We start from the raw sequence: 25,789 nt of genomic DNA, 5'->3' as shown, positions 1-25,789 counted from the left end.
GTGGATAACCTACGCATTATCCATAAAAAAACCCGCCGAAGCGGGTTTTTCGCCAATCGTTCTGCGTGAGCAGAAAATGATTAACGTTTGGAGAACTGTGGACGACGACGTGCTTTACGCAGACCCACTTTCTTACGTTCAACCTGACGCGCGTCACGAGTAACGAAGCCAGCTTTACGCAGTTCAGAACGCAGGGATTCGTCGTACTCCATCAGAGCGCGGGTGATACCGTGACGGATCGCACCTGCCTGACCGGAGATACCACCACCTTTAACGGTGATGTACAGATCCAGTTTTTCTACCATATCAACCAGTTCCAGCGGCTGGCGAACTACCATGCGGGCAGTTTCACGACCGAAGTACTGTTCCAGAGAACGTTGGTTGATAACGATTTTACCACTGCCCGGTTTGATGAACACGCGAGCTGCGGAACTTTTGCGGCGACCAGTGCCGTAGTATTGATTTTCAGCCATTGCCTATAATCCCGATTAGATGTCAAGAACTTGCGGTTGCTGTGCCGCGTGGTTGTGCTCGTTGCCAGCGTAAACTTTCAGTTTACGGAACATAGCACGACCCAGCGGGCCTTTTGGCAGCATGCCTTTAACCGCGATTTCAATCACACGCTCAGGACGGCGGGCAATCATCTCTTCAAAGGTCGCTTGTTTGATACCACCGATGTGGCCAGTGTGGTGATAGTACACTTTGTCAGTACGCTTGTTGCCGGTAACAGCAACTTTGTCAGCGTTCAGAACGATGATGTAATCACCGGTATCAACGTGCGGAGTGTATTCCGCTTTATGCTTACCGCGCAGGCGACGAGCCAGTTCAGTAGCCAGACGGCCCAGAGTTTTACCGGTCGCGTCAACAACATACCAGTCGCGCTGTACGGTTTCTGGTTTAGCTGTAAAAGTTTTCATTAAAAGCTTACCCAAATAATAAGTTACACGTTGGTGAACACCCAAACGTTTAGTCAGTTGAGGTTCACACGACAAAGTCCGGCAAACCTACCCCTTCGAATAGCTCATGCCGACACATAGAAAGTTTCGGGAAAAAAACCTTCTCGTAACGTGGGGTCGCAAGATTATAGAGAAGTTGAGGTCAAAGATCGACCCTTAAATGTGATTTGGAATGGGTTTTTCGGAGCCGGGGTTTGTGCGGTCTGGTGCCCTCACCCCCAGCCCCTCTCCCACAGGGAGAGGGTGGCATTTATTAAGGTCTGGTGCCCTCACCCCCAGCCCCTCTCCCACGGGAGAGGGTAGCCTTTATTATGGCATATGCTCACGCTTCAGGTACTCCTCGCTTTGCATCTCCTGCAGGCGTGAGAGGCAGCGCTGGAACTCAAACTTCAGCCGCTCGCCCTGGTAGATCTCATATAAAGGCACCTCGGCGCTGACCACCAGCTTAACGTGGCGCTCATAAAACTCATCCACCAGCGCAATGAAACGGCGCGCCTCACTTTCCATAAGCGGCGTCATCACCGGAACCTCCAGCAGCATCACGGTGTGGAAGAGTCGCGAAAGCGCAATGTAATCATGCTGGCTGCGCGCATCCACACAGAGCGTAGCGAAGGAGACGGCGAGCGTTTGATTCTCCACACCCAACGTTTGTAACGGACGATGGTTAATCTCCAGCACCGGCGCGTTATCGCGTTTCGCCCCGGCCAGCGCCAGCCACAGTTTATCCATCTGGTTTGTGGTTTCGGCATTCAACGGCGAGAGCCACAGATGGGCCTGCGTTAACGTGCGCAGGCGGTAGTCCACGCCCGCATCCACGTTCATAATGTCGCAGTGCTGCTTAATGGCATCAATCGCAGGCAGGAAGCGTGCCCGCTGCAGGCCGTTGCGGTAAAGCTCATCCGGCGGAATGTTTGACGTCGCCACCAGGGTAATGCCGCGCGCGAACAGCGCTTTCATCAGGCCGCCCAGCAGCATGGCATCCGTGATATCGGAGACAAAAAATTCATCAAAACAGAGCACGTCGGTTTCGGCCTTGAAGCGGTCGGCCACGATCTCCAGCGGATCGCTTTTGCCCTGCAGCGCCGTCAGCTCTTCATGAACCCGCAGCATAAAACGGTGGAAGTGCAGACGCTGTTTTCGCGTTCCCGGCAGACTCTGGTAGAACATGTCCATCAGCCAGGTTTTGCCTCGACCAACGCCGCCCCACATATATAAGCCACGCACCGGAGCGTTAGCCAGTGGCTCTTTTTTTCCGAGCAATCGACCGAAAACCGCCTTCAGGCCGCTGCTTTGCGCTTCTTCCGCAGGTTTTGCCGTGAGCGCCTGATAAATCGTATCCAGGCGGTTAACCGCGTCACGTTGAACGTTATCTGGCTGGTATGAACCCTCATTCAGGGCATGTTGATATCGCGATGCGGGGGACAGGCTTTGCATAATAGTGTTGTTATTCCTTCAATCAAACCTCACCAGCGAGCACGACTGATGAAAAAAAGGCCGTTCTACACTACGCGATGATACGTCAGGATTCCACTTCTGCGGAAATAGCGGTTATAGTGGCATTATCAGGCACAGGCAGGAGCCGAGCCAACACCCTACGGAACAACAAGACAACGGGAGAAGTTCATGACCTGGGAATATGCGCTAATCGGTTTAGTCGTCGGCATCATCATCGGTGCTGTGGCCATGCGTTTCGGTAATCGCAAATTGCGTCAGCAGCAGTCACTGCAGTACGAACTGGAAAAGAACAAAGCCGAGCTGGAAGAATACCGCGAAGAGCTGGTCAGCCACTTTGCCCGTAGCGCCGAGCTGCTGGACAACATGGCAACAGATTATCGCCAGCTGTATCAACACATGGCGAAAAGCTCCAGCAGCCTGCTGCCGGAAATGACGGCGGAAACCAACCCGTTCCGCAACCGTCTGGCAGACTCCGAAGCGGGTAACGATCAGGCTCCGGTTCAGATGCCACGCGACTATTCTGACGGTGCGTCCGGCCTGCTGCGCGGAGGCGCAAAACGCGATTAATCGCACAACCTGAATATATTTTACGGGCGCATCTGTTGCGCCCGTCTTTTCTTTCCGTCCCCAGCTATTATTTAGTCAAACACCTCATTGTTCAGCGGTTTAAAATTCAATAACATCAAGATGTTTTTGGGCCGTTCTTCTTTCATTCCAGGATACGAGAGTCAGCATCGATGAAGAAAAAAAACCAGCTGTTGAGCGCCTTAGCGTTAAGTGTCGGGTTATCTCTCTCGGCCTCTTTCCCTGCCGCCGCGTCATTGCCTTCACAGGTTCCGGGGCAAGCGGCTATTCCTAGCCTTGCGCCGATGCTGGAGAAAGTGTTGCCCGCCGTGGTCAGCGTGAAGGTCGAAGGGACGGCACGGCAAAGCCAGCGCGTACCGGAAGAGTTGAAGAAATATTTTGGCGATGAAACACCTGACCAGCAGGCTCAGCCTTTTGAAGGGCTGGGCTCAGGCGTGATCATCGATGCGGCTAAAGGCTATATCCTGACCAATAACCACGTGATCAGCCAGGCGGATAAGATCAGCGTCCAGCTGAACGATGGTCGCGAATTTGACGCCAAACTGATCGGCGGCGATGACCAGAGCGATATCGCGCTGCTGCAGGTGCAGAACCCGAGTAACCTGACGCAGATTACAATCGCGGACTCGGATAAACTGCGCGTCGGTGATTTTGCCGTTGCCGTCGGTAACCCGTTCGGTTTAGGCCAGACCGCCACTTCCGGGATTGTCTCCGCGCTGGGGCGCAGTGGTCTGAATCTGGAAGGGCTGGAAAACTTTATCCAGACCGATGCCTCTATCAACCGCGGCAACTCAGGCGGTGCGCTGCTTAACCTTAACGGGGAGCTGATCGGTATCAACACCGCCATTCTGGCACCGGGCGGCGGCAGTATTGGGATTGGCTTTGCCATCCCGAGCAATATGGCCAGAACCCTGTCTCAGCAATTAATTCAGTTTGGCGAAGTCAAACGCGGGCTGCTGGGCATCAAAGGGATGGAGATGAGCGCGGATATCGCCAAAGCCTTTAACGTCAACGTCCAGCGTGGGGCATTTGTCAGCGAAGTGCTGCCGAACTCCGGCTCTGCCAAAGCGGGCGTGAAATCTGGTGATGTGATTGTCAGCCTGAACGATAAGCCGCTCAGCAGTTTCGCGGAGCTGCGCTCGCGTATCGCTACCACAGAACCTGGCGCGAAAGTGAAACTGGGTCTGATTCGCGACGGTAAGCCGCTGGACGTGGAAGTGACGCTGGATAAGAGCACCTCCTCTTCTGCCAGCGCAGAGCTTATCGCCCCGGCGCTGCAGGGGGCGACGCTGAGCGACGGGCAACTGAAAGACGGCACGAAAGGCATTACCGTCGATACCGTCGAGAAGAGTAGCCCTGCCGCACAGGCTGGCTTGCATCAGGACGACGTCATTATTGGCGTGAACCGCACTCGCGTGCAGTCTATCGCGGAGATGCGCAAGGTGCTGGAAAGTAAACCGACGGTCATTGCCCTGCAGATTATTCGTGGCAACGACACAATCTACATTTTACTGCGTTAAGCATTTGCGACTCCGGACATCGCCGCTACGTGTGATGTCCGGATAACTCATGTTATGCTGCAAACCGTTCCTTTTTTAACGATACGCGCATCATGCTTGTAAAGCTCTTTCGTTCAATTGTCATTGGTTTGATCGTTGCCGGCCTGCTGTTAGTGGCTATGCCGTCTTTGCGTCAGTTTAGCAAGCTGACGGCCCCCCAGTTCGACAGCGCGGATGAAACGCCTGCCACCTATAATCAGGCCGTTCGCCGTGCTGCGCCTGCCGTGGTAAACGTCTATAACCGTGGTCTCAACAGCTCGGCTCATAACCAGCTGGAGATCCGCACACTCGGCTCCGGCGTGATTATGGACGATCGCGGCTACATTATTACCAACAAACACGTGATCAACGATGCTGACCAGATTATCGTCGCATTGCAGGATGGCCGCGTGTTTGAGGCCTTACTGGTTGGCTCCGACAGCCTGACGGACCTCGCGGTACTGAAGATCAACGCCACGGGCGGGCTGCCGACCATCCCGATTAACCGTAAACGGACACCGCACATCGGCGACGTGGTGCTGGCTATCGGTAACCCATACAACCTGGGGCAAACCATCACCCAGGGGATTATCAGCGCCACCGGTCGAATCGGCTTGAACCCGTCAGGGCGGCAAAACTTCCTGCAGACCGATGCGTCGATTAACCACGGTAACTCCGGCGGTGCGCTGGTCAATTCGCTCGGCGAACTGATGGGCATCAACACGCTCTCATTTGATAAGAGCAACGACGGCGAGACACCGGAAGGGATCGGCTTTGCCATTCCGTTCCAGCTCGCCACCAAGATTATGGATAAGCTGATCCGCGATGGTCGCGTGATCCGCGGTTATATTGGTATTGGCGGCCGTGAGATTGCGCCAATGCATACGCAGGGCGGCGGTATCGACCAGATCCAGGGGATTGTGGTCAACGAAGTGGCACCTGGTGGCCCGGCAGCAGCAGCGGGTATTCAGGTTAACGACGTCATCGTGTCGGTGAATGGCGTTCCGGCGGTTTCGGCGCTGGAGACCATGGACCAGGTGGCAGAAATTCGTCCTGGCTCAATCATCCCTGTCGAAGTCATGCGTAATGATAAGAAGCTGACGATTCAGGTGACGATTCAGGAATACCCGGCAACGAACTGACAGCCATAAAAAAACCGAAGCCAGTAAGTGCTTCGGTTTTTTTGCCGGGTGGCGCGAACGCTTACCCGGCCTATAAGAGACAGTTCGTGTTACTTGTTAACGAACTCTTCGCCCAGGGTGATATCTTTCTTCAGCGTATCCAGCATGCCTTCCATCGCATTTTGTTCAAACGCGCTCAGCTTACCAATAGGCTGACGTTCTTCGATACCGTTTTTGCCCAGCAGCAGCGGCTGAGAGAAGAAGCGGGCGTGCTCGCCGTCGCCTTCAACGTAAGCGCATTCCACCACGCCTTTCTCGCCCTGCAGTGCGCGAACCAGAGACAGACCGAAACGTGCCGCCGCCTGGCCCATAGACAGCGTTGCAGAACCGCCACCCGCCTTCGCTTCCACCACTTCGGTGCCCGCGTTCTGGATGCGTTTGGTCAGGTCAGCCACTTCCTGATCGGTGAAGCTCACACCTGGGATCTGTGACAGCAGAGGCAGAATTGTCACACCAGAGTGACCACCGATAACCGGCACTTCCACTTCTCCAGGCTGTTTGCCTTTCAGCTCAGCCACGAAGGTATTGGAGCGAATAATATCCAGCGTGGTCACGCCAAACAGTTTGTTCTTGTCGTAAACACCCGCGTTCTTCAGCACTTCTGCCGCGATAGCAACCGTGGTATTCACCGGGTTGGTGATGATACCGATACAGGCTTTCGGGCAAATTTCAGCGATCTGCTGCACCAGGTTTTTCACGATGCCCGCGTTGACGTTGAACAGATCAGAACGATCCATGCCAGGCTTACGCGCCACGCCTGCAGAGATCAGCACAACGTCGGCACCCTGCAGCGCAGGACGTGCATCTTCACCGGAGAAGCCTTTGATTTTCACAGCTGTCGGGATGTGGCTCAGGTCAACCGCCACACCTGGGGTCACCGGAGCAATATCGTACAGGGAGAGTTCTGAGCCTGAAGGCAGTTGGGTTTTCAGTAGTAGGGCAAGCGCCTGGCCGATACCACCAGCAGCGCCGAGGACTGCGACTTTCATCCTAAACTCCTTATTATGGTTAACTTAAGTATCTGTAACTCCGTTGCGGCGACCATAATTCAGCAGGTAAATAATTACAATTTTCGAAGCTAAAGAATTTGAGGTCACGCGCTTTTCACCCTCGTAAGCATACCCTCGGGGGCGACGAATCAAGAGGGGGTTACAATACACCCTGCCACGCCACCAAAACAACATCATTTTGATAACATTTAATTTACTTTTAGGCTTATTTGCGCGGCGTGACCCAGGCATGTTTTCTGATAACGAAATCTGATAAAATCATTCCCTTTCATAACATTATTTCAGCCTGGGTCCTGGCAGATTGTTTGCATAAAAATTCATCCACATGCATAATAATGTTGTTTCTATCGTCATATTCCGGGTGACTTATGCGAAGCTCGTCTAAGCAAGAAGAATTAGTAAAGGCGTTTAAAGCGCTACTCAAAGAAGAGAAATTCAGTTCTCAGGGAGAAATTGTTCAGGCGTTGCAGGAACAAGGCTTCGAAAACATCAATCAGTCGAAAGTCTCCCGCATGTTAACCAAGTTTGGCGCGGTACGTACCCGTAACGCCAAAATGGAAATGGTCTATTGCCTGCCTGCTGAACTTGGCGTGCCGACCACCTCCAGTCCGCTGAAGAATCTGGTTCTGGACATCGACTACAACGACGCCGTTGTGGTAATCCACACCAGCCCCGGTGCCGCGCAGCTGATTGCCCGCCTGCTGGACTCGTTAGGGAAAGCGGAAGGTATTCTGGGCACCATTGCCGGTGACGATACGATCTTCACCACCCCGGCAAATGGTTTCTCCGTTAAAGATCTCTACGAAGCGATTCTGGTTCTGTTCGAACAGGAACTGTAATTTCGCCGCCCCGTGGCGTCTGGCTGCGGGGATCATTCTGCTCCCGTCTCGTTTCCCCCTTTTTTATGCCGCCCTTTCCTTTGACAAATAGTGCTTTTTACCAGCCATTAACATTCCTCCAGTGAATACCACATCAATAAATCGCACAAAAAATCAAAGCCTCATATCCATATGATTTTTTTAGACATAACCTAACATTGTGTCGATAAAATGACCATTTTTATGCAATTTGGTTATAAAAATTATATCTGTTAACACGTAATTACCACTGAAACAATTAGTCTGGTATTAATTTTTTGCGTGATTAGTGTATACTTGATTTTGTGATGAGGGTCACGAAACGAAGACCCCAGTAAAAAATTCGACGAGGTAAAAATCATGAAAATCAAAACCACTGTAGCAACGCTGAGCGTCCTGTCTGTTCTGTCATTCGGTGCTTTCGCTGCCGATACCATCAATGCCGATCAGGCGCAGTCCCGTCAGGCAATCGGTACGGTTTCTGTTGGTGCTGTCGGGACATCTCCGATGGACATGCATGAGATGCTGAACAAAAAAGCGGAAGAACAGGGTGCGTCATCTTATCGCATCATTGAAGCGCGTACCGGCGACCACTGGCACGCAACCGCTGAGCTGTATAAATAAGTTTTAGTAATACCGAAGACATTATTCTCCACTCAACGGCACCAGGCATAAAAATAGCAGTTCAACCCTTCTCGCCGTTGAGCAAAACCTTTTCAGGAGTAAAGACTATGAAAACCAAATTAATCATCGCTACCCTCGGCCTGGCCTCTGTTCTCTCTTTCGGCGCAAGTGCAGCCGTGCAACAGGTTAACGCTCAGCAGGCAGAAAACCTGCAGCCAATGGGGAGCATCGCCGTCACTTCCGTTGCAAGTTCACCAATGGATATCCGCCAGGCACTGGCCGCTAAAGCTGAAAAAGCAGGAGCCAGTAGCTATCGCGTCACCGAACTGAATCAGGGTGACCACTGGCATGCGACGGCAGAACTGTATAAATAAACCCTCGTCGTATCTCATCATACGACTTGCCCCTGGCCTCCCGGTCAGGGGCTTTTTTGTTAATGGCGCGCGTTAAAACGTAGCTGCCCTTCCAGCTCTTCTTCTGCTTCATCAAACAGCAAAATCAGCGCGCCAAAGCGTCTGCGCAGCTTATCAGGCAGATGAATAAACTCTATCTCCAGCGGTAACGGCAACTGACTACCGGTGACCACATCCCACAGCGTATCAAGATTGGTGACGCTTTCCCGCTCCAGGTCAAACGCCCGGATAAATTCGCGATAGAAGTCATCCTGACTGTCGATCTCGTCAAAATCAAAGGTATAGATTTTCATTGCCAGCCACCCAATCCCCGCGGGCGGCAGATGCCGCCCTGACTATTATAATCCCCCGATATGCAGGGTTTTGACTTCCAGAAACTCTTCCAGCCCCAGCACCGACCCTTCCCGGCCCAGCCCGGACTCTTTTACGCCGCCAAAAGGCCCCAGCTCTGTAGACACCGCACATTCGTTGATGCCAATCATACCGCTCTCAATGGCCTGCGAGACGCGGAACACGCGCGACAAATTCTGGGTATAGAAGTAGGCTGCCAGCCCGTAAGGCGTATTGTTGGCACGCATAATCACTTCATCTTCCGACGTAAACCGGAAGCAGGCCGCCACCGGGCCGAACGTCTCCTCTTCTGCCAGCTTCATCCCTTCGTGGCAGTCACCAAGCACCGTCGGCGTCCAGAAGTTGCCGCCCAACGCATGTGGTTTCCCACCCGCCAGCACGGTAGCGCCTTTCGCAACCGCATCTTCAACGTGCTCTTTCACTTTGTTAACCGCAGAAGGCTCAATCAATGGGCCAACGACAACGCCCTCCTCCAGACCGTTTCCGACCTTCAGCGCATTCACCGCGTCGGCAAGCTGGTTCACAAACTTGTCGTAAACCGTTTCCTGAATATAAAAGCGGTTTACGCTGACGCAGACCTGCCCGGCATTGCGGAACTTATTCGCAATCGCCCCTTTAACGGCGGCATCAATATCTGCGTCTTCAAAGACGATATACGGCGCGTTCCCGCCAAGCTCCATAGAGACTTTTTTCATCGTCTCTGCGGCGTTGCGTACCAGCGTTTTGCCGACGGAAGTCGAGCCGGTGAACGAAATTTTGCGCACGTCGTGGCTGGCCATAATGGCATCGCTGATTTCAGAGGTGTTTCCCGCGACCGCGTTAAGGACGCCGTCCGGCACACCCGCCTGCTTTGCCAGCGTCAGCAGCGCGAAGGCGCTGAGCGGCGTGTTATTGGCGGGTTTGATGACGCCGGTACACCCTGCCGCCAGCGCCGGGCCGAGCTTGCGGGTGAGCATTGCCATCGGGAAATTCCACGGCGTAATAGCGGCAACCACGCCAACAGGCTCGCGAGTTGCCAGAATGCGGGAGCCGGGTTTGATCGGCGGGATGATTTCACCGTTGGCGCGTTTAGCCTGCTCGGCAAACCACTGAATAAAGCTGGCGGCATACTCCACTTCACCCTCGGCCTCTTTCAGGGGCTTACCCTGTTCGGTGGTCATTAACCGCCCGAGCCAGCGCTTATTCTCAATAATCAGTTCATACCAGCGGTAGAGGATCGTTGAACGCTCTTTCGCGGTTTTGGCGCGCCATGCGGGGAAGGCTTTCGTCGCCGCGGCAATTGCCTCTTCGGTTTCTGCTTTACCCGCTTTTGCCACTTTGGCGATCACCTCGCCCGTCGCCGGGTTCAGCACATCAAAGGTGGTGTCGAGTGTTTTCCAGATGCCGTTAACCAAATATCCGTTCTGAAAAAGGATGTTGTCCTGGAGAGCCTGGGTAGTCATGTGTCCTCCCTTTCTGAATGTAAGAGCCTGCAGAAATAAGTATAGCCACAAAAAAACCGACGCTTCTGGCGTCGGTTTTTTACATTCTTCAGTTATCCGTAAGGGCACTCTGATAGCGATGCAGCATCCCCACCAGCCGACCTACCGGCTCGGTCACCTGAGGCGGGGCTTCCCAGACACGCAGCTTCTCCTGGTATATCTCCAGCTCTTCCAGCAGTTGCTGGAAGTAACGGCGTCTTTTGTCGTCACTGGACGCAGACAGCACATGGTCGGCAGTACGGCGCAGCTGGCGGTGAAACGCGGACAGATCGTCGTTTATCGGCACTGGCGCATTACGCAGACGCTGATGCGCAATGATCATGGTTAACGCCAGGCGGAACTTCGCAATGTCACCAGGGAATTTATTGAGCAGTAAAAACAGCTGCTGATAGAGCGCAGGCAGATGGTTCTCTCTGCGACGCGCAGTGTTGGTGGTCATGGACGACACGGCTGCGGAGACAAACTGGTTCAGCAGCACGCGACCTGTCCGCGCCTGCGAGTTATCCCGTACCAGCAGGATCACCATCATCGCCAGGAAGCAGCCCACCAGTTGCCCTAACGCACTGTCGAGGAACTGGCTGAAGTGGAACGTCATCGGGTTATCCAGCACGATAATGTTAATGGTACTCGCCAGCGCCCCCAGCGATCCCAGACGGCGTTTTTGAACTTCGATACCAATAAAGAACGCCATGACCGCAAGGCTAATGCAGAGCAGCAACATGCTTTGCTGGGTCGACGGGATGATCACCAGGAAATAGAGCGCCCCGATGGGCAGTGCAGCAATCGTCCCGTACAGGAAGTCGATGGCGACCATGCGCGGGTTCGGCAGGCGCATCGCCAGCGAGGTGACAACGGCAATCATCACCATCGCACCACTACCGGACGTCCAGCCAGTCCACAGCCAGAACAACGTCCCAAGCATACAGGCAAGCGTGGTACGCCAGAAGTTCACCATCGCGTGGTGGCGCTCTGCCGACTCCGCTTTGATCACCACTTCCCCCTGTAGCACCTCTTCTTCTGCGGCACTGATTTTTGCATTGCCGATCACGCCGCGTTTCAGCAGCAGGTAACGTGTCGCCGCCCCAACCCAGGTGTAAATCGTTACCGGCGTGTCACGCTCCCCGGTCCACGCTATCACCCTGCGCATACGCTTAAGCTGTTTATGCACATCCTGCACCGTTTCGACGGGCTCGGCGAACAGCTCGCGGAAGGTGTCAGTGACCACTTCAGGACGGGTATTTTGAATCAGGTAGGTTTCACACGCCTGAGTAATCAGCGTTAATGCAACGGTGTTAATCGCTTTCAGTCGGCGGTTAGCACGGGACCAGCGTGAGGACTCCATATTCAGGTTGCTGCGCATCCCCTCCAGCGCCTGCGCGCGACGTACCAGCCCGCTCCAGGCTTTGTCGACCTCTTCACTGTCGCCATGCTTAATACACAGCTGCATCAGTTGATACTGCGCCACAATCAACGCGTCCAGCTCGCGATCCACTTCCTGCTTGATGGAGCGCGGAGAGAAAAGCAGGTCAGCGACGATGGCGCAGACGATACCAATCACAATCTCGCTACAGCGCTCCAGAGCAAACTGTGGAGCAAGCAGCGGATTGGTCTGGATAGTGATGACGATAATCAGCGCGGTGTAACCAGACAGCCCCCATGCGTAGGAGTTTTCCACCTTTACCAGCGAGGAGACCCAGGTACAAAACCCTGCCCAGATGCAGCACACCATAATCATCAGCAGCGGCGTGCGGATCATCAGAATGATAATGGTGAGCGCAGCGATACAGCCGATAAACGTCCCGACGATGCGCAGCATCCCGCGGTAACGAATTGCGCCGGAGTAAGGCTCACCGCCCGCCGCAAAGGCAGGGCCTGCCGCGACAATCGCCGCCGTCAGCACCGCCCAGCGGGGCGTTTCCAGCTGGAAGTGGAAACCGACAAACAGCGCCAGCACGATGGCGCACGCCAGCTTCACGGCGAAGCGGATGTGCTGGCTGGCGATGGAAAAGATACCCATAACGATTAACCAAACTCGCGCAGGCGATGGGCGATTTTACGGAAGATGGAATCCTGGCTGGCATCACGGTCTTTTTCACCGGTGATCACAACCGTCGCTGTGGTGCCCGCAGGCCACAGATTGCCCTGCTGCTCATCGAGATGGATACGCACCGGCACACGCTGCGCCAGACGGACCCACTCAAGATTGGAATCCACCGTGGCCATACCTTTGGTATCGTTGGTGCTGCTGGCGTTGGTCACGCCTGCGGCAACGCTGTCAACGGTGCCTTTAAAGACGCGATTGCTGCCAAGCGGCGTGATCTCTGCGCGGTAGCCCGGACGGACGCCTTCCAGTTTGGTCTCTTCCATATAAGCCAGGACATAGAAAGAGTTCTGCTTCACCAGCGCCACAGCGGTAGAGCCACGCGTGATAAATTCTCCGGCATAAACGTTCAGGTTGGTGATCCAGCCGTCTGAAGGCGCACGAATGACGGTACGCTCCAGATCGAGCTTCGCCAGATCGCGCGTCGCTTCCGCTTTCGCCAACTGGTGCAGCACGGTTTGCAGCACGTTATTGGACTGATCAATCTCTTCACGGGACATCGCCTGGATGCCCAGTTGATTACGACGCCCTGCTTCGCGACGTTTTTCCGCGGCCAGCGCCTGGTAATAGGCTACGTCTGCGTTCGCTTCTTCTAACGCTTTCTGATAGCGGGGCTGGTCGATGGTGAACAGCACCTGATCTTTTTTCACCAGCTGGTTATCGTGAACGTTAACGGCGGTGATAAGACCAGCAACATCAGGCGCTATCGCCACCACGTCTGCGCTGAAACGCGCATCGCGGGTCCACGGTGATTCAGTGTAATAAACCCAGGCGCGGAAAATGGCAATGAACGCCAGGATAACCAGCGCCATGGTGATGGCAGTGCGGGAGATTTTTCTTGTTAGCGTTTTCACATCAACCTCAGACAAACATGCGCGATATTAAATAAAAAAGGCAGCAATACAGCGCGGTGTTAAACAATGCAGGATGCCAGACGAAATCGTAGATCCCGGTAGGGACCAGCACCTTGCGCACCAGCCAGAAGATCGCCAGTGATAAAAGAAGCTCGAAAAAGATCGGGGGGAACGACAGACCGAACACCACGATAACGGGAAACAGACTCATGTTGACCTTGATTAGAGAGAGTGCAGGCTACAGTATTTTTAAGCATGCGCCGCCGCAGGAGAGCAGGAAAAGCCGGGCGAGAGTGGCGCAGCCGTTGTGTAATTAATAATATATTAACGTAACTGTTATGCTGTTATCTATAATATGTGATCTAAATCACTTTTAAGCCAGAGTGAACAATGGAACGTTTAAAACGCATGTCGGTGTTTGCCAAAGTGGTCGAACTTGGCTCGTTTACCGCCGCCGCCAGGCAGCTGCAAATGAGCGTCTCTTCCATCAGCCAGACCGTCTCTAAACTGGAAGATGAGTTGCAGGTGAAGCTGCTGAACCGCAGCACCCGCAGCATCGGACTGACGGAAGCCGGTAAAATTTATTATCAGGGCTGTCGTCGCATGCTGCATGAAGTGCAGGATGTTCACGAGCAGCTCTACGCCTTTAATAACACGCCTATCGGCACGCTGCGCATTGGGTGTTCTTCAACTATGGCACAAAATGTTCTCGCTGCCATGACGGCGGAAATGTTGAAAGAGTATCCCGGATTAACCGTGAATCTGGTGACGGGCATTCCAGCCCCGGACCTGATTGCCGACGGTCTGGACGTGGTGATCCGCGTTGGTGCGCTGCAGGACTCCAGCCTCTTCTCCCGTCGGCTGGGCAGCATGCCGATGGTGGTTTGCGCCTCGAAAAACTATCTGGCTCAGTACGGGGTCCCGGAGAAGCCCGCCGATTTAAGTAATCATTCATGGCTGGAATACAGCGTTCGCCCGGATAATGAATTTGAGCTGATTGCCCCGGAAGGGCTTTCCACCAAACTGCTGCCGGAGGGCCGGTTTGTCACCAATGACCCGATGACTATCTCCCGCTGGCTGGTTGCCGGGGCGGGAATTGCCTACGTACCGTTGATGTGGGTAATCAAAGAGATCAACAGCGGCGAGCTGGAGATCCTGTTCCCGCGCTACCAGTCCGACCCACGCCCGGTTTACGCGTTATATACCGAGAAAGATAAGTTGCCGCTTAAAGTGCAAGTCTGCATTAACTACCTCACCGAGTATTTTGTGGAAGTCGCAGAGCTGTTTCAGGGTATGCGGGGAAGAAGGAAGGAGTAATTAATTAAAGGCTGAAATTATATTTGGCATGAATATTTCCTGAGTTTCATAAGCAGGAATTCAGGAATATCCCCTCCCTGCTATCAAGAATAGTTAATTGACACTCTTGCCACTCGCCATTTATCTTGTAAGTCGTCTGAAACTCAGGCTGTTATTTTATTGTTACACACAAGAATAATAACAAATATTTATCAGGAACATTTTAAACAAGGACCAGAAAATGAATTTCTTTGAACAAACACCGCCTTCACGCAGGCGCTACGGACTCGCGGTATTCATTGGTTTGATTGCAGGGATTGTCTCTGCGTTTGTAAAATGGGGCGCAGAGGTTCCACTTCCTCCACGCAGCCCGACCGATTTATTCAACGGGGCGTGCGGGCCAGAACAATTAATTAGAGCGGCAAGCCAAATCGATTGCTCACGCAACTTTTTAAATCCACCGTACGTATTTCTGCGCGACTGGTTAGGGGTGGTCGATCCTAACGCCGCAGTTTATACATTTGCCGGGCATATATTTAACTGGGTAGGCGTCACGCATATCATCTTCTCCATTGTATTTGCCGTAGGATATTGCATCGTCGCTGAAGTTTTCCCGAAAATTAAACTCTGGCAAGGTTTGCTCGCCGGTGCTTTAGCCCAGCTTTTTGTCCATATGATTTCATTCCCCCTGATGGGCCTTACACCACCCCTTTTTGAACTGCCGTGGTACGAACACGTCTCTGAGATCGTGGGCCATCTGGTCTGGTTCTGGTCGATCGAAATTATTCGTCGTGATTTGCGTAATCGCATAACTCACGAACCCGATCCGGAAATCCCGCTGGGTAACTTACGTTAAAAAAATGGCGCTACTCTCGGGTAGCGCCATTTTTTCATGACTGTTCAGGTCAGGCCGTTCCGCCCACCGTTAAACTGTCCACTTTCAGCGTTGGCTGGCCGACGCCAACCGGCAGGCTCTGGCCCTCTTTGCCGCAGACACCCACGCCGTTATCCAGCTTGAGATCGTTACCGACCATGGAGATCTGCTGCATGGCTTCAATACCGGAGCCAATCAGCGTCGCGCCTTTCACCGCTTTGGTCACTTTGCCCTTCTCAATCAGGTAGGCTTCTGAAGTCGAGAAGACAAACTTACCGGAGGTGATGTCCACCTGCCCGCCGCCAAAGTTTGGCGCGAAGATCCCGTAATCAACGGATTCGATGATCTCCTGTGGTGTGGATTGACCCGGCAGCATGTAGGTGTTGGTCATGCGCGGCATCGGCAGGTGCGCGTAGGATTCACGACGACCGTTACCCGTTGGCGCAACGCCCATCAGACGCGCGTTGAGCTTGTCCTGCATGTAGCCTTTCAGCACGCCGTTTTCGATCAATACGTTGTACTGGCCTGGCGTACCTTCATCATCGATAGAAATTGAGCCACGACGATCTTGCATCGTGCCGTCGTCCACCACGGTACACAGTTCAGAGGAGACAAGTTGTCCCATCTGGCCGCTAAATACGGACGTACCGCGACGATTAAAGTCCCCTTCCAGACCATGTCCCACCGCTTCGTGCAGCAGCACACCCGGCCAGCCTGCGCCGAGTACCACCGGTAACGTCCCCGCCGGAGCCGCAACCGCCGAGAGATTCACCAGTGCCATACGCACCGCTTCTTTCGCCCATGCGTCAGCACGTGCTTCACCGTCAACATCACCGAGGAACCAGTCATAACCAAAACGACCACCGCCGCCGCTGGAGCCGCGCTCGCGCTTGCCGTCATCTTCTACCTGCACGCTGACAGAAAGACGCACCAGCGGACGCACGTCAGCGGCCAGCGTCCCGTCAGTCGCCGCCACCAGAATCAGTTCATAGACACCGCTCAGGCTGGCAGAGACTTCCTGCACGCGTTTGTCTGCGGCGCGCGCCACGTTGTCCACGCGACGCAGGATATCCAGCTTCTCTTCACGGCTCATGCTCTGCAGCGGATCGATGCTGGTATAAAGCGCAGAATGCTGAACTTCACCGAGCGTTTTCACGCGACCATCACCGGTTTCACGCACGATGGTGCGCGCAGCCTGCGCACTCTGCTCCAGCGCGGCCAGGCTTATCTGGTCTGCATAGGCAAAACCGGTTTTCTCACCGCTGACGGCACGCACACCGACGCCCTGGTCGATGTTGTAAGAGCCATCTTTGATGATGCTGTCTTCCAGAACCCAGGATTCGTGATAGCTCGACTGGAAATAGAGATCGCCGTAGTCGAGACGGCGTTCGGTCAGTTGACCAAGAATGGAGAACAGGTCCTGATGGCTCAGGCCGTTCGCTGCGAGCAAATGTTCACTTACCAGGTTCAGACTCATCGTATTGCTACTCGTTCGTTGCCGCTTGTGGCGGTAAAAAGATCATATTTACTGAGAGTGAGGCAATTACCTGCCTACGTCAAATCATTGCTGTGCATCTTTGCGCGGCTGGCGCAGCACTTCATTAATCTGCGGCTTATCAACCGGACCCGTGATCCGGTAACGCAAAATAGAAACCTTGCTCCACAGTGGTCCCAGTACCTTACTGGCGGCAAATACCGCGGCTCCGACAATCGGGTTCACCACAAAGGCTGCGGCGACACCGACAGTCGCGGAGATTTCAGGTGCCACGACGGCTTCCATATCCAGCTCCCGACGCACAAGGTTCACCGACCCTTTCATCGCGATATCCGCTTCGAGGCCGTCCACCAGCGTATCGTCAGTATGCAGCACGCCGTCTTTGATCCAAGCCGTGCTGCGGATGGAATCGTAATAGAAACCTTCGCTAAAGGTATCACTGAAGTCAAAACGCAGCTTGCGCAGCAGCGCATCGAAGCTCAGCAGACGCAATATCTGACCAGCATGGCCGGTACTGACGTCTGCAATTTCACCCTTGCCGAAGTGGGTTTTCAGGATGCCGTTCAGCGAGGCTTCGTCTGGCTTCCACGGCGCTGCGCGCCAGTGCAGATCGTAGTTCACATTGAACGACGATCCACGTAACGGCGTGCTGATGCCAAAGAAGTTCGCCGCCGCATCCAGCTTGTTACCCTTAATGTCGCCTTTCAGTGACGTTCGCTCTTCGCCGGGGTTATTCACCCACTCGCCATTGGCCGTCAGGCGACCAAAGCCGGTATCAACCAGACCACCAGCGAGACTCAGGGTATTACCCTTAATAGTGAAATCGCCATCGATACGGCCATATTTTTGCCCCCACAACCAGCATTCAGCACAGCGCAACTGGAGATCGGGCCAGCCGCTGAAATCCACGCGAGAGACATTGCTGAACGGCGATGCGCTTGTCGGCCGATCGTTGGCCGCCGCAGTTGCCGGGTTGTAGTAGAGATAACGGATCGCCGCCAGCCACGGCGCGTTGTCGCGCAGAGTCAGCGTACCGTTAATTTCTCTGCCCTGAGCCTCCACTTTCGAACCGTTGATTGTTGGCTGCGAAACGATGCTCAGGTTATTCCATTGTTGTCCACCCAGCGTCAGCGAAGGCGTACGCACCGTGATGGTTTGCGGGAACTGGGCAGCGTCATCGACGTTTTGTCCCACGCCTTTCTGGAACAGCGCCAACCATTCTGCACCATCCATCGGCGGCAGATTCAGCTCAATGCCTGCCTGCTCAGGTAGCGGCGGTGTCGTGCGGCTGTCCGTGGTCCAGATAGCTCTGTCGAGCGTCAGCTTTCGGTTCAATAGCCAGCGGCTGTTGAAATGGTTTGTCCCGCCTGCGCTACCGGTTAACTCAAAGCTGTTCATGCCGCCATCGACGTTAATTTTCATCGGTAACGGCTGCCCGGCTTTCTTATCCAGCGGCGCAGGCAACCGGCTGCTGATATTTTTCAGATCGCCACTGATATCAACGGTATAACGCGCACTGGCATGATAAGGCAGCTCGATTGCCACTTTGCCATTCCAGGCAACCGCACCGTCGATGGACTCCTCAATTGGCTTCGGCAATACATTCATCTTCGCTGGCTGCCAGCTGGCATCCATATTGACCGCCACCTGATAGGCTTTGTCACCCTCTGTCGTCGAGAAGTCGATATTGATCGGCTGGTTAAACCAGGTGGCCTTTAGCGGCTCACTTTTCAGATTACCGTTCACAAAGCTGAACTGCCCACTCAGGTTTTTCAGCGTGCTCTCCAGCGGCTTAATGTAGAGACTGTTATTACTGAGGTGAACATCGCCTTTGGCGGTAGTCATCTCCCCGTCCAGCGGGATATCAAGATGTAAGCGAGCATTCACATCGCCATCAAGCTGGAGCTGCTCAAGCGTTGCCGCCAGGGAGTCTTTCAGCGGCGTCTCTTCAAAGTACGGACCGACCGCTTTACCAGGGCCGTGAATATCCGCATCAATGAGCAACTTCTCTTTGGAATAATCAGGGATGTTTGCCGTCAGGTTACTTGCCGTTACGCCACCCAGCGCAACGTTGTCTGACTTCATCCATAATCCGTCATTGAGAAAGTTGAGTTCGATATCCAGGTTCTTCAGCGCAGGCCAGCCGGGCTGGAAGGCATAAGTCGCGTTGTGCAAAGGCACCAGCACCTGGAACTGGCCTTCATTATGCTTGTAAGGGAACAGGTGCGGGTTACCACCGTAGACCAGCGTGGCGTTATCCGCCTGGCCGCCCTGAATCGCGCCGCTCAGATAGTCCACCAGCGCTTTGCCCATCAGGTTTTCCGGGAAGTAGCGCCAGGCCTGCGAGCCGTCATCGGTACTGATCCCCGCGAGAATACCCAGCCATGGATCGTCTCCCACAGGCTGTAAATAACGGAAATCCCCGCGCGCATGTACTGCTTTGGCTTTTACATCAATATGGCGGCCATCAAGCTGAAAACCTTTATCGTTTCTCAGCCAGTTAAGCGTGGCGTTACCTTTTTCAATTTCCAGCGGCGCGCGAAAGACCGTTTCGTAGGGCATTTTGGCGTCATGCATTTCTGCCGTCAGCCTGCCGTTTTCAACGCTCCCTTCCAGCTTGCCGCTAAAGTGCTCGGCCCCCGGCAGCAGCTTCCACTGTTTCCAGGCGAGATTGTTCCAGGAAGCCAGAAAGCGCGTTTTTTCTGTCGCCTGTAGCGGGATGTCCAGCGCAAGCCGGTCTATCTGCCCACTCGGTTGGGTCGCCAGCCAGATTTCGCCCAGCTCCGGCGAGAGTTTTGCGGCCATTGAGCGCAGCCCTTCAACTGCCGCCAGATCCAGATTGCTGGCGCGGATGCGCAGTTCATCGCTACGTTTATTGCTTACACCGCCGACGTCCTGCTCTGGTATCCAGGCCAGCGTCAGCGCACCACGTGGCCAGGGTTTACTGTCCATGGTGATACGCGTATCCGGGATAGCAAACTGCCAGCCCTTTTGCTCTTTTGTGACGTGCGCAGTGAGGTTATCAACGGAAAGCTGATGCTGGTTATTTTCCCCTTTCCAGCTCGCGCCGCCCTGCTTGAGCCAGATATCACCGCTGGCAAATTCCCCGTTAGTCAGGGTCATCCAGCCTTCCAGGCTGAAACGGGCAGTTTCCAGCTGCATATTTTGCTGCAACCAGTCTCCCAGCCACGGCTTCACATCCACATCGTCGGCCTGCAGCCATACTTTACCGTTATTCAGCAGGCCATTGTCGTCGCGCAGATCCATACGCACCTGCATTACGCCATGCTGCCCGTTCAGGCTGGAGAGATTGACCTGTCCTTCAGCGCGATGGCGCTCTTTACCGTTCAGCCAGGTCAGCTGTGGGATCGCCAGTTCGGCGCGCTGGCCGGAGAGCGTAATAAAGCTCACTTCGCTGTCGCGCAGATCGAAATGATCGAACTGACGCAGGAAGAGATCGCTGATGCGGTTGGTTTCAAGCCCCCGACCGCTGTCACCGCTGCGCAGCGGGGTATTAGTCAAAAACTTGAGTTGATAAAAGGTGAGGTCGCGAAATTGCCAGCGCAGATGCAGCAGGCTTTGCCAGACATCCAGCGCCAGGGTGACGCGTTTGATTTTAAGATAGCCGCCATCTTTCAGGCTGGCATTGATATCGCGTGCATCAAGCGTCGGGCCAAAATTCTGCCAGCTCGCGCTGATCTGGCTCACGTCCACCGGTACACCGGTGGCGGATTCGATTTTTGCCAGTACCTGCGGACGCCAGCTGTCCAGGTGAGGTAATACGAGACGCAACCCGCTCACGAGCAACGCGACAATCACGACCAGCGTTGCCCCTGTAAGCAGTAAAATCCCCGGCAATCGCCTCACGCGTCTCTCCTTGTCAGCCTTTATTCTTGCAGCGCACCGCGCCTTACATCATGACGACGTCAAATTGCTCCTGGTTGTAGAGCGGCTCAATTTGTACTTTTACCTGTTTGCCGACAAAGATTTCCACCTCCGCCAGCGCATGCGACTCTTCACCTTTCAGCGCCTCTGCCACCGCAGGGGAAGCATAGACCAGAAAACGGTCTGAGTCGTAGGCATGGTGGACACGGACGATTTCACGCATGATTTCGTAGCAGACTGTCTCTACCGTCTTTACCGTACCGCGTCCATGGCAAGTAGGACACTCGTTACACAGAACATGTTCCACGCTTTCGCGGGTCCGTTTCCGGGTCATTTCCACCAGACCCAGCTGTGAGAAGCCGTTGATACTGGTTTTCACACGATCTTTACTCAGCGCCTGCTCCAGCGAGTGCAGCACGCGGCGGCGGTGATCTTCATTATTCATATCGATAAAGTCGATGATGATAATGCCGCCCAGATTGCGCAGACGAAGCTGACGCGCAATCGCCTGCGTCGCTTCGATGTTGGTGTTAAAGATGGTGTCATCCAGGTTACGATGGCCGACAAACGCCCCTGTGTTGATGTCCACGGTGGTCATCGCTTCGGTCTGATCGATGATCAGATAGCCACCAGACTTCAGCTCGACCTTGCGCTCCAGCGCGCGCTGGATCTCGTTTTCGACATCATAGAGATCGAAAATAGGCTGACGGCCAGAGTAGTGCTCAAGCAAACCGGGCATTTCAGGAATGTACTCGGCGGTAAATTCCAGCAGCGCTTCATACGTCAGGCGGGAGTCAACGCGAATGCGGTCAAGCTGCGCATCGGCAAAATCACGCAGTACGCGCTGAGCCAGTGCCAGCTCACCGTACAGCTGATAGCGGGTCTGGTTGCGTTTTTTACGCTCCATCACTTTGGTCCAGACGCGCTTCAGGTAGGCGGCATCGGACGCAAGATCCTCTTCGCTGATCCCTTCTGCGGCGGTACGAATGATAAATCCGCCCTGTTCATCGCAGTAGGCACTCACCACCTTTTTCAGGCGCTCGCGCTCGCTTTCGCTCTCAATGCGCTGCGAGACGCCTACGTGTGACGCCCCCGGCATAAAGACCAGATAACGGGAAGGTAGCGTAATGTCGGTCGTCAGACGAGCCCCTTTGGTGCCCAGCGGGTCTTTGACCACCTGCACCATCAGATCCTGGCCCTGACGCACCAGCTCAGAGATATCGCGAACGGCGAACTGCTTTTGCTCCTCGCCTGCCACGCACTCGGTGTGCGGCATGATGTCAGAGGCATGCAAAAATGCCGCCTTATCGAGCCCAATATCTACAAAAGCCGCCTGCATACCCGGTAGTACACGACTGACACGACCTTTGTAGATATTGCCTACGATTCCGCGCCGCGCTTCACGCTCAATATGAATTTCCTGAAGAATGCCACCATCAATGTAGGCCACACGGGTTTCCGAGGGCGTTACGTTTACCAACAATTCAGCCGTCATAATTATCCCTTCCCTCACGCAGTGAGTTAAAATTACTCAGCAACTCATACGTTTCCACCAGCGGTAAGCCGACCACGGCGTGATAGCTGCCATTAATCTTCCTGACAAAACAGCCACCCAACCCTTGAATACCGTATGCACCTGCTTTATCCATCGGTTCACCGCTGGCAATATACGCGGCGATCTCGTCGTTAGTCAGCACTCTGAACGTGACGTCCGTAACGACCAGGCAATCCAGCACGTTCTGGCTATCCGCCAGCGCCACCGCCGTCATTACCTGATGCGTTTGGCCGGACATTTTACGCAGCATGTTCGCCGCATGTTCCGCGTCACGCGGTTTCTCAAGCACTTCACCGTTGAGAATTACGATGGTATCAGCCCCCAGTACCGGTAAGTCGCGCGGCACCTGTGCCACACCGGCCTGCGCTTTCTCACGCGCCAGACGGGAAACGTACTGCCGGGCACTTTCACCCTCAGCGCGTTTTTCTTCGATACCCGTAACGATGCGTTCGAAGGAGACACCCAACTGCGTGAGCAACTCCTGACGACGCGGTGAACCGGAGGCAAGATATACAGACGTCATAGAAACCTTTTATTGCACAGCAAACTGCTGGCGAATTTTACGCATCAGCAGGAACAGCCATGGCCAGAGCACACCGTTTACTACACTACTCCAGAACACTTCCGGTCGGAAAGAGACGTTGATCACTAAAAACTCTGCCCAGAAAACAACGATATCCGCAGCAAGCGACAACAACATCACCACCAGCGCCTGTTGCCAGAGCGCGAGGTTACGAAAGAGCTGGAATTTAAGTGCGACGAGATACGCAATAATGCTCATGGATAACGCGCGTACGCCAAGCGTAGAGCCACTAATGAGATCCAGTATGGCACCCATCACAAAACCTGTGCCAACATTTACCCGGTGCGGCAGGGCAAGTATCCAGTAAAGCAAAATGAGCAATACCCAGTTTGGCCGGTAAACGAGGATGTCGTCCGGCCAGGGCATGATTTGCAGCAACAGTGCAATGAGAAACGAGAGCCAGATAACCCAGCGTCCCTGGCTGCGATAACTTGCCACTACTGCCCTCCCGGAGAGAGTTGCGGCGGTGGCGGTGCATCCGTTATGCCCGTAGCAGGGGCCGGCACGGGCGCAGGTGGCCCCATCGCATCCGGCGGCGGGAGAACCTGCGGCATCATCTGCATCAGACGTTCATTCGCCACGCGATGCACCTCTTCCGGCGTCATCGGGTTTGAACCGTTACGATCGGCACCCCACAGCAGCAGCAGGTAGCGCAGACGCTGTAAACCCGCCGTTGGACGCGCCTGAATGACAGTATAAGCACGCTGAGTATCAAGTTTCACAGAAGAGACGACCGCAACCGGATAGCCTTCAGGGAAGCGTCCACCCAGACCAGAGGTTACCAGTACATCACCCACACGGATGTCCGTGTTGGCGGGCAGGTGTTCGAGCTGGAGATCGTCCGTACAGCCGTTACCGGCCGCAATGACGCGAATATCGTTACGAAGGACCTGAATCGGCAGCGCATGGGTAGCATCACAAATCAGCAGTACGCGGCTGGTCAGCTTAGCAACCGCCACCACCTGACCCACAACGCCTTTATCGCTGATAACAGGCTGACCTTCATACACGCCGTTGACGCTGCCTTTGTCGATCACCACCTGATCGCTGTACGGATCGTTCACGGTGGAGATCACCTGGGTGACCATTTTCTGTTCATCCTGGCGCAGCGGCGAGCCAAGCAGTTCACGCAGACGCGCGTTTTCCTGCTTGTATTGTCCCAGCATCAGCAGTTCGCTGTTTTTCAGCAGCAGTTCCTGACGTAACGCGCGGTTTTCGAGTTCGAGCTGGTCGCGTGAGGACAACGTTTGTGAAACGGAGTCGAGCAGTTCACGGGGACCATTTGATATAAAGTAGAAAGGACTGACGGCGGTATCCATGTACGTTCTGATCTGGCTGAACGTACCGAGGCGGCTATCGGCAATAATGACCCCAAGCGCAACCAGCACCGCCAGGATAAGGCGAAACTGTAGCGACGGGCCACGGCTAAAAATTGGCTTCATAGGCTATGCGTATTCTCGCGTCAGAGAGAAAGGGTAGCAAATTGCTACCCTTTCACACCCGACTACTCTTCGCTAAACAAGTCGCCGCCGTGCATGTCGATCATTTCCAGCGCCTTGCCACCACCACGGGCGACGCAAGTCAGTGGATCTTCTGCAACTACGACAGGAATACCTGTCTCTTCCATTAACAGGCGGTCGAGGTTACGCAGCAGCGCACCACCACCGGTCAGAACCATACCGCGCTCGGAGATATCGGATGCCAGTTCTGGTGGGCACTGCTCCAGCGCTACCATTACCGCGCTCACGATACCGGTCAGCGGCTCTTGCAGCGCTTCCAGAATTTCGTTGGAGTTCAGGGTAAAGCCGCGTGGAACACCTTCAGCCAGGTTACGGCCACGCACTTCGATTTCACGAACTTCGTCGCCTGGGTAAGCAGAACCGATTTCGTGCTTGATACGCTCTGCTGTCGCTTCACCGATCAGAGAACCGTAGTTACGACGAACGTAGTTAATGATGGCTTCGTCGAAACGGTCACCACCAATACGCACGGACGAGGAGTACACCACGCCGTTCAGGGAGATAACGGCCACTTCAGTAGTACCGCCACCGATATCCACCACCATCGAACCGGTCGCTTCAGACACAGGCAGACCCGCACCGATTGCCGCCGCCATTGGCTCTTCAATCAGGAACACTTCACGAGCACCTGCACCCTGCGCGGATTCACGGATTGCGCGACGTTCAACCTGGGTTGCGCCAACCGGCACACACACCAGAACGCGCGGGCTTGGACGCATGAAGCTGTTGCTGTGAACCTGCTTGATGAAGTGCTGAAGCATTTTTTCAGTCACGAAGAAGTCAGCAATAACGCCGTCTTTCATTGGGCGGATCGCGGCGATGTTGCCTGGGGTACGGCCCAGCATCTGCTTCGCGTCATGACCTACTGCGGCCACGCTTTTCGGCGAGCCAGCACGATCCTGACGAATGGCCACAACGGAAGGCTCATTCAATACGATGCCTTGTCCTTTTACATAGATAAGGGTATTCGCGGTACCCAGGTCAATGGACAGGTCATTGGAAAACATGCCACGAAATTTTTTCAACATACTAAGGGATAATCCTGAAAGCTGGGGCGGAAAACAAAATCCGCTTACTTTACCAACCACACGCAGCAGCGACAAGGCGCAAAAATCGTCTGCGACGGTGAAAATTAGTGCAGTACGTTTCCTTTGTTACAAATTCATCCCCTGAAT

24 protein-coding genes are annotated in these 25,789 nt (G+C 54.4%); 8 read left to right on the top strand and 16 right to left on the bottom strand.

Features of this window, described 5'->3' with window-relative positions:
• Positions 1 to 80 precede the first annotated feature (80 nt).
• From rpsI to zapE, 3 genes are all read right to left on the bottom strand, one after another.
• On the bottom strand, positions 81 to 473 hold the full coding sequence (gene rpsI, locus ABGB15_RS02560) for a 30S ribosomal protein S9 (protein ID WP_003860436.1): 393 nt from the start codon (positions 471 to 473) through the stop codon (positions 81 to 83).
• 15 nt (positions 474 to 488) lie between these two features.
• Positions 489 to 917: a 50S ribosomal protein L13 gene (rplM, locus tag ABGB15_RS02555; RefSeq protein ID WP_032642418.1), complete on the bottom strand. Its 429-nt coding sequence runs from the start codon at positions 915 to 917 to the stop codon at positions 489 to 491.
• A 348-nt stretch (positions 918 to 1,265) separates the two neighbouring features.
• Positions 1,266 to 2,390 (bottom strand): cell division protein ZapE, encoded by a 1,125-nt coding sequence (zapE, locus tag ABGB15_RS02550; protein WP_152082446.1) that lies wholly within the window; start codon positions 2,388 to 2,390, stop codon positions 1,266 to 1,268.
• 189 nt (positions 2,391 to 2,579) lie between these two features.
• Between zapE and zapG the strand changes: the two genes are divergently transcribed.
• From zapG to degS, 3 genes are all read left to right on the top strand, one after another.
• The gene (gene zapG / locus ABGB15_RS02545) at positions 2,580 to 2,978 is read left to right on the top strand and encodes a Z-ring associated protein ZapG (RefSeq protein ID WP_006178827.1); all 399 of its coding nucleotides are present in this window, start codon (positions 2,580 to 2,582) and stop codon (positions 2,976 to 2,978) included.
• 170 nt (positions 2,979 to 3,148) lie between these two features.
• Positions 3,149 to 4,516: a serine endoprotease DegQ gene (gene degQ, locus ABGB15_RS02540; RefSeq protein WP_152082447.1), complete on the top strand. Its 1,368-nt coding sequence runs from the start codon at positions 3,149 to 3,151 to the stop codon at positions 4,514 to 4,516.
• Positions 4,517 to 4,608: 92 nt separating this feature from the next.
• The gene (gene degS / locus ABGB15_RS02535; RefSeq protein ID WP_152082448.1) at positions 4,609 to 5,676 is read left to right on the top strand and encodes an outer membrane-stress sensor serine endopeptidase DegS; all 1,068 of its coding nucleotides are present in this window, start codon (positions 4,609 to 4,611) and stop codon (positions 5,674 to 5,676) included.
• Between the two features lie 89 nt (positions 5,677 to 5,765).
• Here the strand turns inward: degS and mdh are convergent, their stop codons facing one another.
• Positions 5,766 to 6,704 (bottom strand): malate dehydrogenase, encoded by a 939-nt coding sequence (gene mdh, locus ABGB15_RS02530; protein ID WP_152082449.1) that lies wholly within the window; start codon positions 6,702 to 6,704, stop codon positions 5,766 to 5,768.
• A 389-nt stretch (positions 6,705 to 7,093) separates the two neighbouring features.
• Between mdh and argR the strand changes: the two genes are divergently transcribed.
• From argR to yhcN (ABGB15_RS02515), 3 genes are all read left to right on the top strand, one after another.
• Complete coding sequence (argR, locus tag ABGB15_RS02525) at positions 7,094 to 7,564, top strand: transcriptional regulator ArgR (RefSeq protein WP_010436133.1); 471 nt, start codon at positions 7,094 to 7,096, stop codon at positions 7,562 to 7,564.
• A gap of 378 nt (positions 7,565 to 7,942) precedes the next feature.
• A complete protein-coding gene (gene yhcN, locus ABGB15_RS02520) occupies positions 7,943 to 8,206 on the top strand; it encodes a peroxide/acid stress response protein YhcN (RefSeq protein ID WP_152082450.1) in 264 nt (87 codons plus the stop codon).
• Positions 8,207 to 8,313: 107 nt separating this feature from the next.
• Complete coding sequence (gene yhcN / locus ABGB15_RS02515; RefSeq protein ID WP_152082451.1) at positions 8,314 to 8,580, top strand: peroxide/acid stress response protein YhcN; 267 nt, start codon at positions 8,314 to 8,316, stop codon at positions 8,578 to 8,580.
• A gap of 59 nt (positions 8,581 to 8,639) precedes the next feature.
• On the opposite strand, the gene ABGB15_RS02510 is transcribed toward yhcN (ABGB15_RS02515), so the two are convergent.
• The 5 genes from ABGB15_RS02510 to aaeX all read right to left on the bottom strand — a co-directional run bounded on the left by ABGB15_RS02510 (position 8,640) and on the right by aaeX (position 13,617).
• Complete coding sequence (locus ABGB15_RS02510) at positions 8,640 to 8,912, bottom strand: barstar family protein (RefSeq protein WP_152082452.1); 273 nt, start codon at positions 8,910 to 8,912, stop codon at positions 8,640 to 8,642.
• Positions 8,913 to 8,957: 45 nt separating this feature from the next.
• Positions 8,958 to 10,412: an NAD-dependent succinate-semialdehyde dehydrogenase gene (locus tag ABGB15_RS02505; RefSeq protein WP_152082453.1), complete on the bottom strand. Its 1,455-nt coding sequence runs from the start codon at positions 10,410 to 10,412 to the stop codon at positions 8,958 to 8,960.
• Positions 10,413 to 10,500: 88 nt separating this feature from the next.
• Positions 10,501 to 12,468, bottom strand: coding sequence for a p-hydroxybenzoic acid efflux pump subunit AaeB (gene aaeB, locus ABGB15_RS02500; RefSeq protein WP_215722424.1), 1,968 nt, complete (start codon positions 12,466 to 12,468; stop codon positions 10,501 to 10,503).
• 5 nt (positions 12,469 to 12,473) lie between these two features.
• A complete protein-coding gene (gene aaeA / locus ABGB15_RS02495; RefSeq protein ID WP_152082455.1) occupies positions 12,474 to 13,406 on the bottom strand; it encodes a p-hydroxybenzoic acid efflux pump subunit AaeA in 933 nt (310 codons plus the stop codon).
• A gap of 7 nt (positions 13,407 to 13,413) precedes the next feature.
• Positions 13,414 to 13,617: a p-hydroxybenzoic acid efflux pump operon protein AaeX gene (gene aaeX / locus ABGB15_RS02490; protein ID WP_003860416.1), complete on the bottom strand. Its 204-nt coding sequence runs from the start codon at positions 13,615 to 13,617 to the stop codon at positions 13,414 to 13,416.
• A gap of 179 nt (positions 13,618 to 13,796) precedes the next feature.
• On the opposite strand from aaeX, the gene aaeR reads away from it, so the two are divergent.
• Entirely contained in the window at positions 13,797 to 14,723 is a 927-nt protein-coding gene (gene aaeR, locus ABGB15_RS02485; protein WP_152082456.1) for an HTH-type transcriptional activator AaeR, read from the top strand.
• Positions 14,724 to 14,943: 220 nt separating this feature from the next.
• On the top strand, positions 14,944 to 15,558 hold the full coding sequence (locus tag ABGB15_RS02480; RefSeq protein WP_215722423.1) for a YagU family protein: 615 nt from the start codon (positions 14,944 to 14,946) through the stop codon (positions 15,556 to 15,558).
• Between the two features lie 49 nt (positions 15,559 to 15,607).
• Here the strand turns inward: ABGB15_RS02480 and tldD are convergent, their stop codons facing one another.
• From tldD to mreB, 7 genes are all read right to left on the bottom strand, one after another.
• Positions 15,608 to 17,053, bottom strand: coding sequence for a metalloprotease TldD (tldD, locus tag ABGB15_RS02475; protein ID WP_152082458.1), 1,446 nt, complete (start codon positions 17,051 to 17,053; stop codon positions 15,608 to 15,610).
• Between the two features lie 84 nt (positions 17,054 to 17,137).
• Positions 17,138 to 20,938, bottom strand: a complete 3,801-nt coding sequence (gene yhdP, locus ABGB15_RS02470; protein ID WP_276851441.1) for an AsmA2 domain-containing protein YhdP — start codon at positions 20,936 to 20,938, stop codon at positions 17,138 to 17,140.
• Between the two features lie 43 nt (positions 20,939 to 20,981).
• Positions 20,982 to 22,451: a ribonuclease G gene (rng, locus tag ABGB15_RS02465; RefSeq protein WP_112013115.1), complete on the bottom strand. Its 1,470-nt coding sequence runs from the start codon at positions 22,449 to 22,451 to the stop codon at positions 20,982 to 20,984.
• Entirely contained in the window at positions 22,441 to 23,034 is a 594-nt protein-coding gene (locus ABGB15_RS02460; RefSeq protein WP_152082460.1) for a nucleoside triphosphate pyrophosphatase, read from the bottom strand. The genes rng and ABGB15_RS02460 overlap by 11 nt, the downstream gene beginning before the upstream one ends.
• Before the next feature lie 9 nt (positions 23,035 to 23,043).
• Complete coding sequence (gene mreD, locus ABGB15_RS02455) at positions 23,044 to 23,532, bottom strand: rod shape-determining protein MreD (protein ID WP_029883265.1); 489 nt, start codon at positions 23,530 to 23,532, stop codon at positions 23,044 to 23,046.
• On the bottom strand, positions 23,532 to 24,536 hold the full coding sequence (gene mreC, locus ABGB15_RS02450; RefSeq protein ID WP_215722421.1) for a rod shape-determining protein MreC: 1,005 nt from the start codon (positions 24,534 to 24,536) through the stop codon (positions 23,532 to 23,534). Before mreC ends, mreD begins: the two co-directional genes overlap by 1 nt.
• 62 nt (positions 24,537 to 24,598) lie before the next feature.
• Positions 24,599 to 25,642, bottom strand: a complete 1,044-nt coding sequence (gene mreB, locus ABGB15_RS02445; protein WP_000913396.1) for a rod shape-determining protein MreB — start codon at positions 25,640 to 25,642, stop codon at positions 24,599 to 24,601.
• Positions 25,643 to 25,789 lie beyond the last annotated feature (147 nt).

The sequence above is a fragment of the Enterobacter sp. MALB-1 genome (assembly GCF_041021625.1).
Classification (GTDB): domain Bacteria; phylum Pseudomonadota; class Gammaproteobacteria; order Enterobacterales; family Enterobacteriaceae; genus Enterobacter; species Enterobacter oligotrophicus.
This window is presented reverse-complemented; position numbering and strand designations above follow the sequence as displayed.

Bases quoted from the DNA above. Each gene is read 5' to 3' on its own strand.
- zapE (WP_152082446.1), bottom strand. From the start codon at position 2,390: ATGCAAAGCCTGTCCCCCGCATCGCGATATCAACATGCCCTGAATGAG.
- aaeB (WP_215722424.1), bottom strand. From the start codon at position 12,468: ATGGGTATCTTTTCCATCGCCAGCCAGCACATCCGCTTCGCCGTGAAG.
- ABGB15_RS02510 (WP_152082452.1), bottom strand. From the start codon at position 8,912: ATGAAAATCTATACCTTTGATTTTGACGAGATCGACAGTCAGGATGAC.
- rng (WP_112013115.1), bottom strand. From the start codon at position 22,451: ATGACGGCTGAATTGTTGGTAAACGTAACGCCCTCGGAAACCCGTGTG.
- yhcN (WP_152082450.1), top strand. From the start codon at position 7,943: ATGAAAATCAAAACCACTGTAGCAACGCTGAGCGTCCTGTCTGTTCTG.
- degQ (WP_152082447.1), top strand. From the start codon at position 3,149: ATGAAGAAAAAAAACCAGCTGTTGAGCGCCTTAGCGTTAAGTGTCGGG.
- ABGB15_RS02505 (WP_152082453.1), bottom strand. From the start codon at position 10,412: ATGACTACCCAGGCTCTCCAGGACAACATCCTTTTTCAGAACGGATAT.
- aaeR (WP_152082456.1), top strand. From the start codon at position 13,797: ATGGAACGTTTAAAACGCATGTCGGTGTTTGCCAAAGTGGTCGAACTT.
- rplM (WP_032642418.1), bottom strand. From the start codon at position 917: ATGAAAACTTTTACAGCTAAACCAGAAACCGTACAGCGCGACTGGTAT.
- aaeX (WP_003860416.1), bottom strand. From the start codon at position 13,617: ATGAGTCTGTTTCCCGTTATCGTGGTGTTCGGTCTGTCGTTCCCCCCG.
- ABGB15_RS02480 (WP_215722423.1), top strand. From the start codon at position 14,944: ATGAATTTCTTTGAACAAACACCGCCTTCACGCAGGCGCTACGGACTC.
- argR (WP_010436133.1), top strand. From the start codon at position 7,094: ATGCGAAGCTCGTCTAAGCAAGAAGAATTAGTAAAGGCGTTTAAAGCG.
- mreC (WP_215722421.1), bottom strand. From the start codon at position 24,536: ATGAAGCCAATTTTTAGCCGTGGCCCGTCGCTACAGTTTCGCCTTATC.
- rpsI (WP_003860436.1), bottom strand. From the start codon at position 473: ATGGCTGAAAATCAATACTACGGCACTGGTCGCCGCAAAAGTTCCGCA.
- degS (WP_152082448.1), top strand. From the start codon at position 4,609: ATGCTTGTAAAGCTCTTTCGTTCAATTGTCATTGGTTTGATCGTTGCC.
- mreB (WP_000913396.1), bottom strand. From the start codon at position 25,642: ATGTTGAAAAAATTTCGTGGCATGTTTTCCAATGACCTGTCCATTGAC.
- mdh (WP_152082449.1), bottom strand. From the start codon at position 6,704: ATGAAAGTCGCAGTCCTCGGCGCTGCTGGTGGTATCGGCCAGGCGCTT.
- ABGB15_RS02460 (WP_152082460.1), bottom strand. From the start codon at position 23,034: ATGACGTCTGTATATCTTGCCTCCGGTTCACCGCGTCGTCAGGAGTTG.
- tldD (WP_152082458.1), bottom strand. From the start codon at position 17,053: ATGAGTCTGAACCTGGTAAGTGAACATTTGCTCGCAGCGAACGGCCTG.
- zapG (WP_006178827.1), top strand. From the start codon at position 2,580: ATGACCTGGGAATATGCGCTAATCGGTTTAGTCGTCGGCATCATCATC.
- yhcN (WP_152082451.1), top strand. From the start codon at position 8,314: ATGAAAACCAAATTAATCATCGCTACCCTCGGCCTGGCCTCTGTTCTC.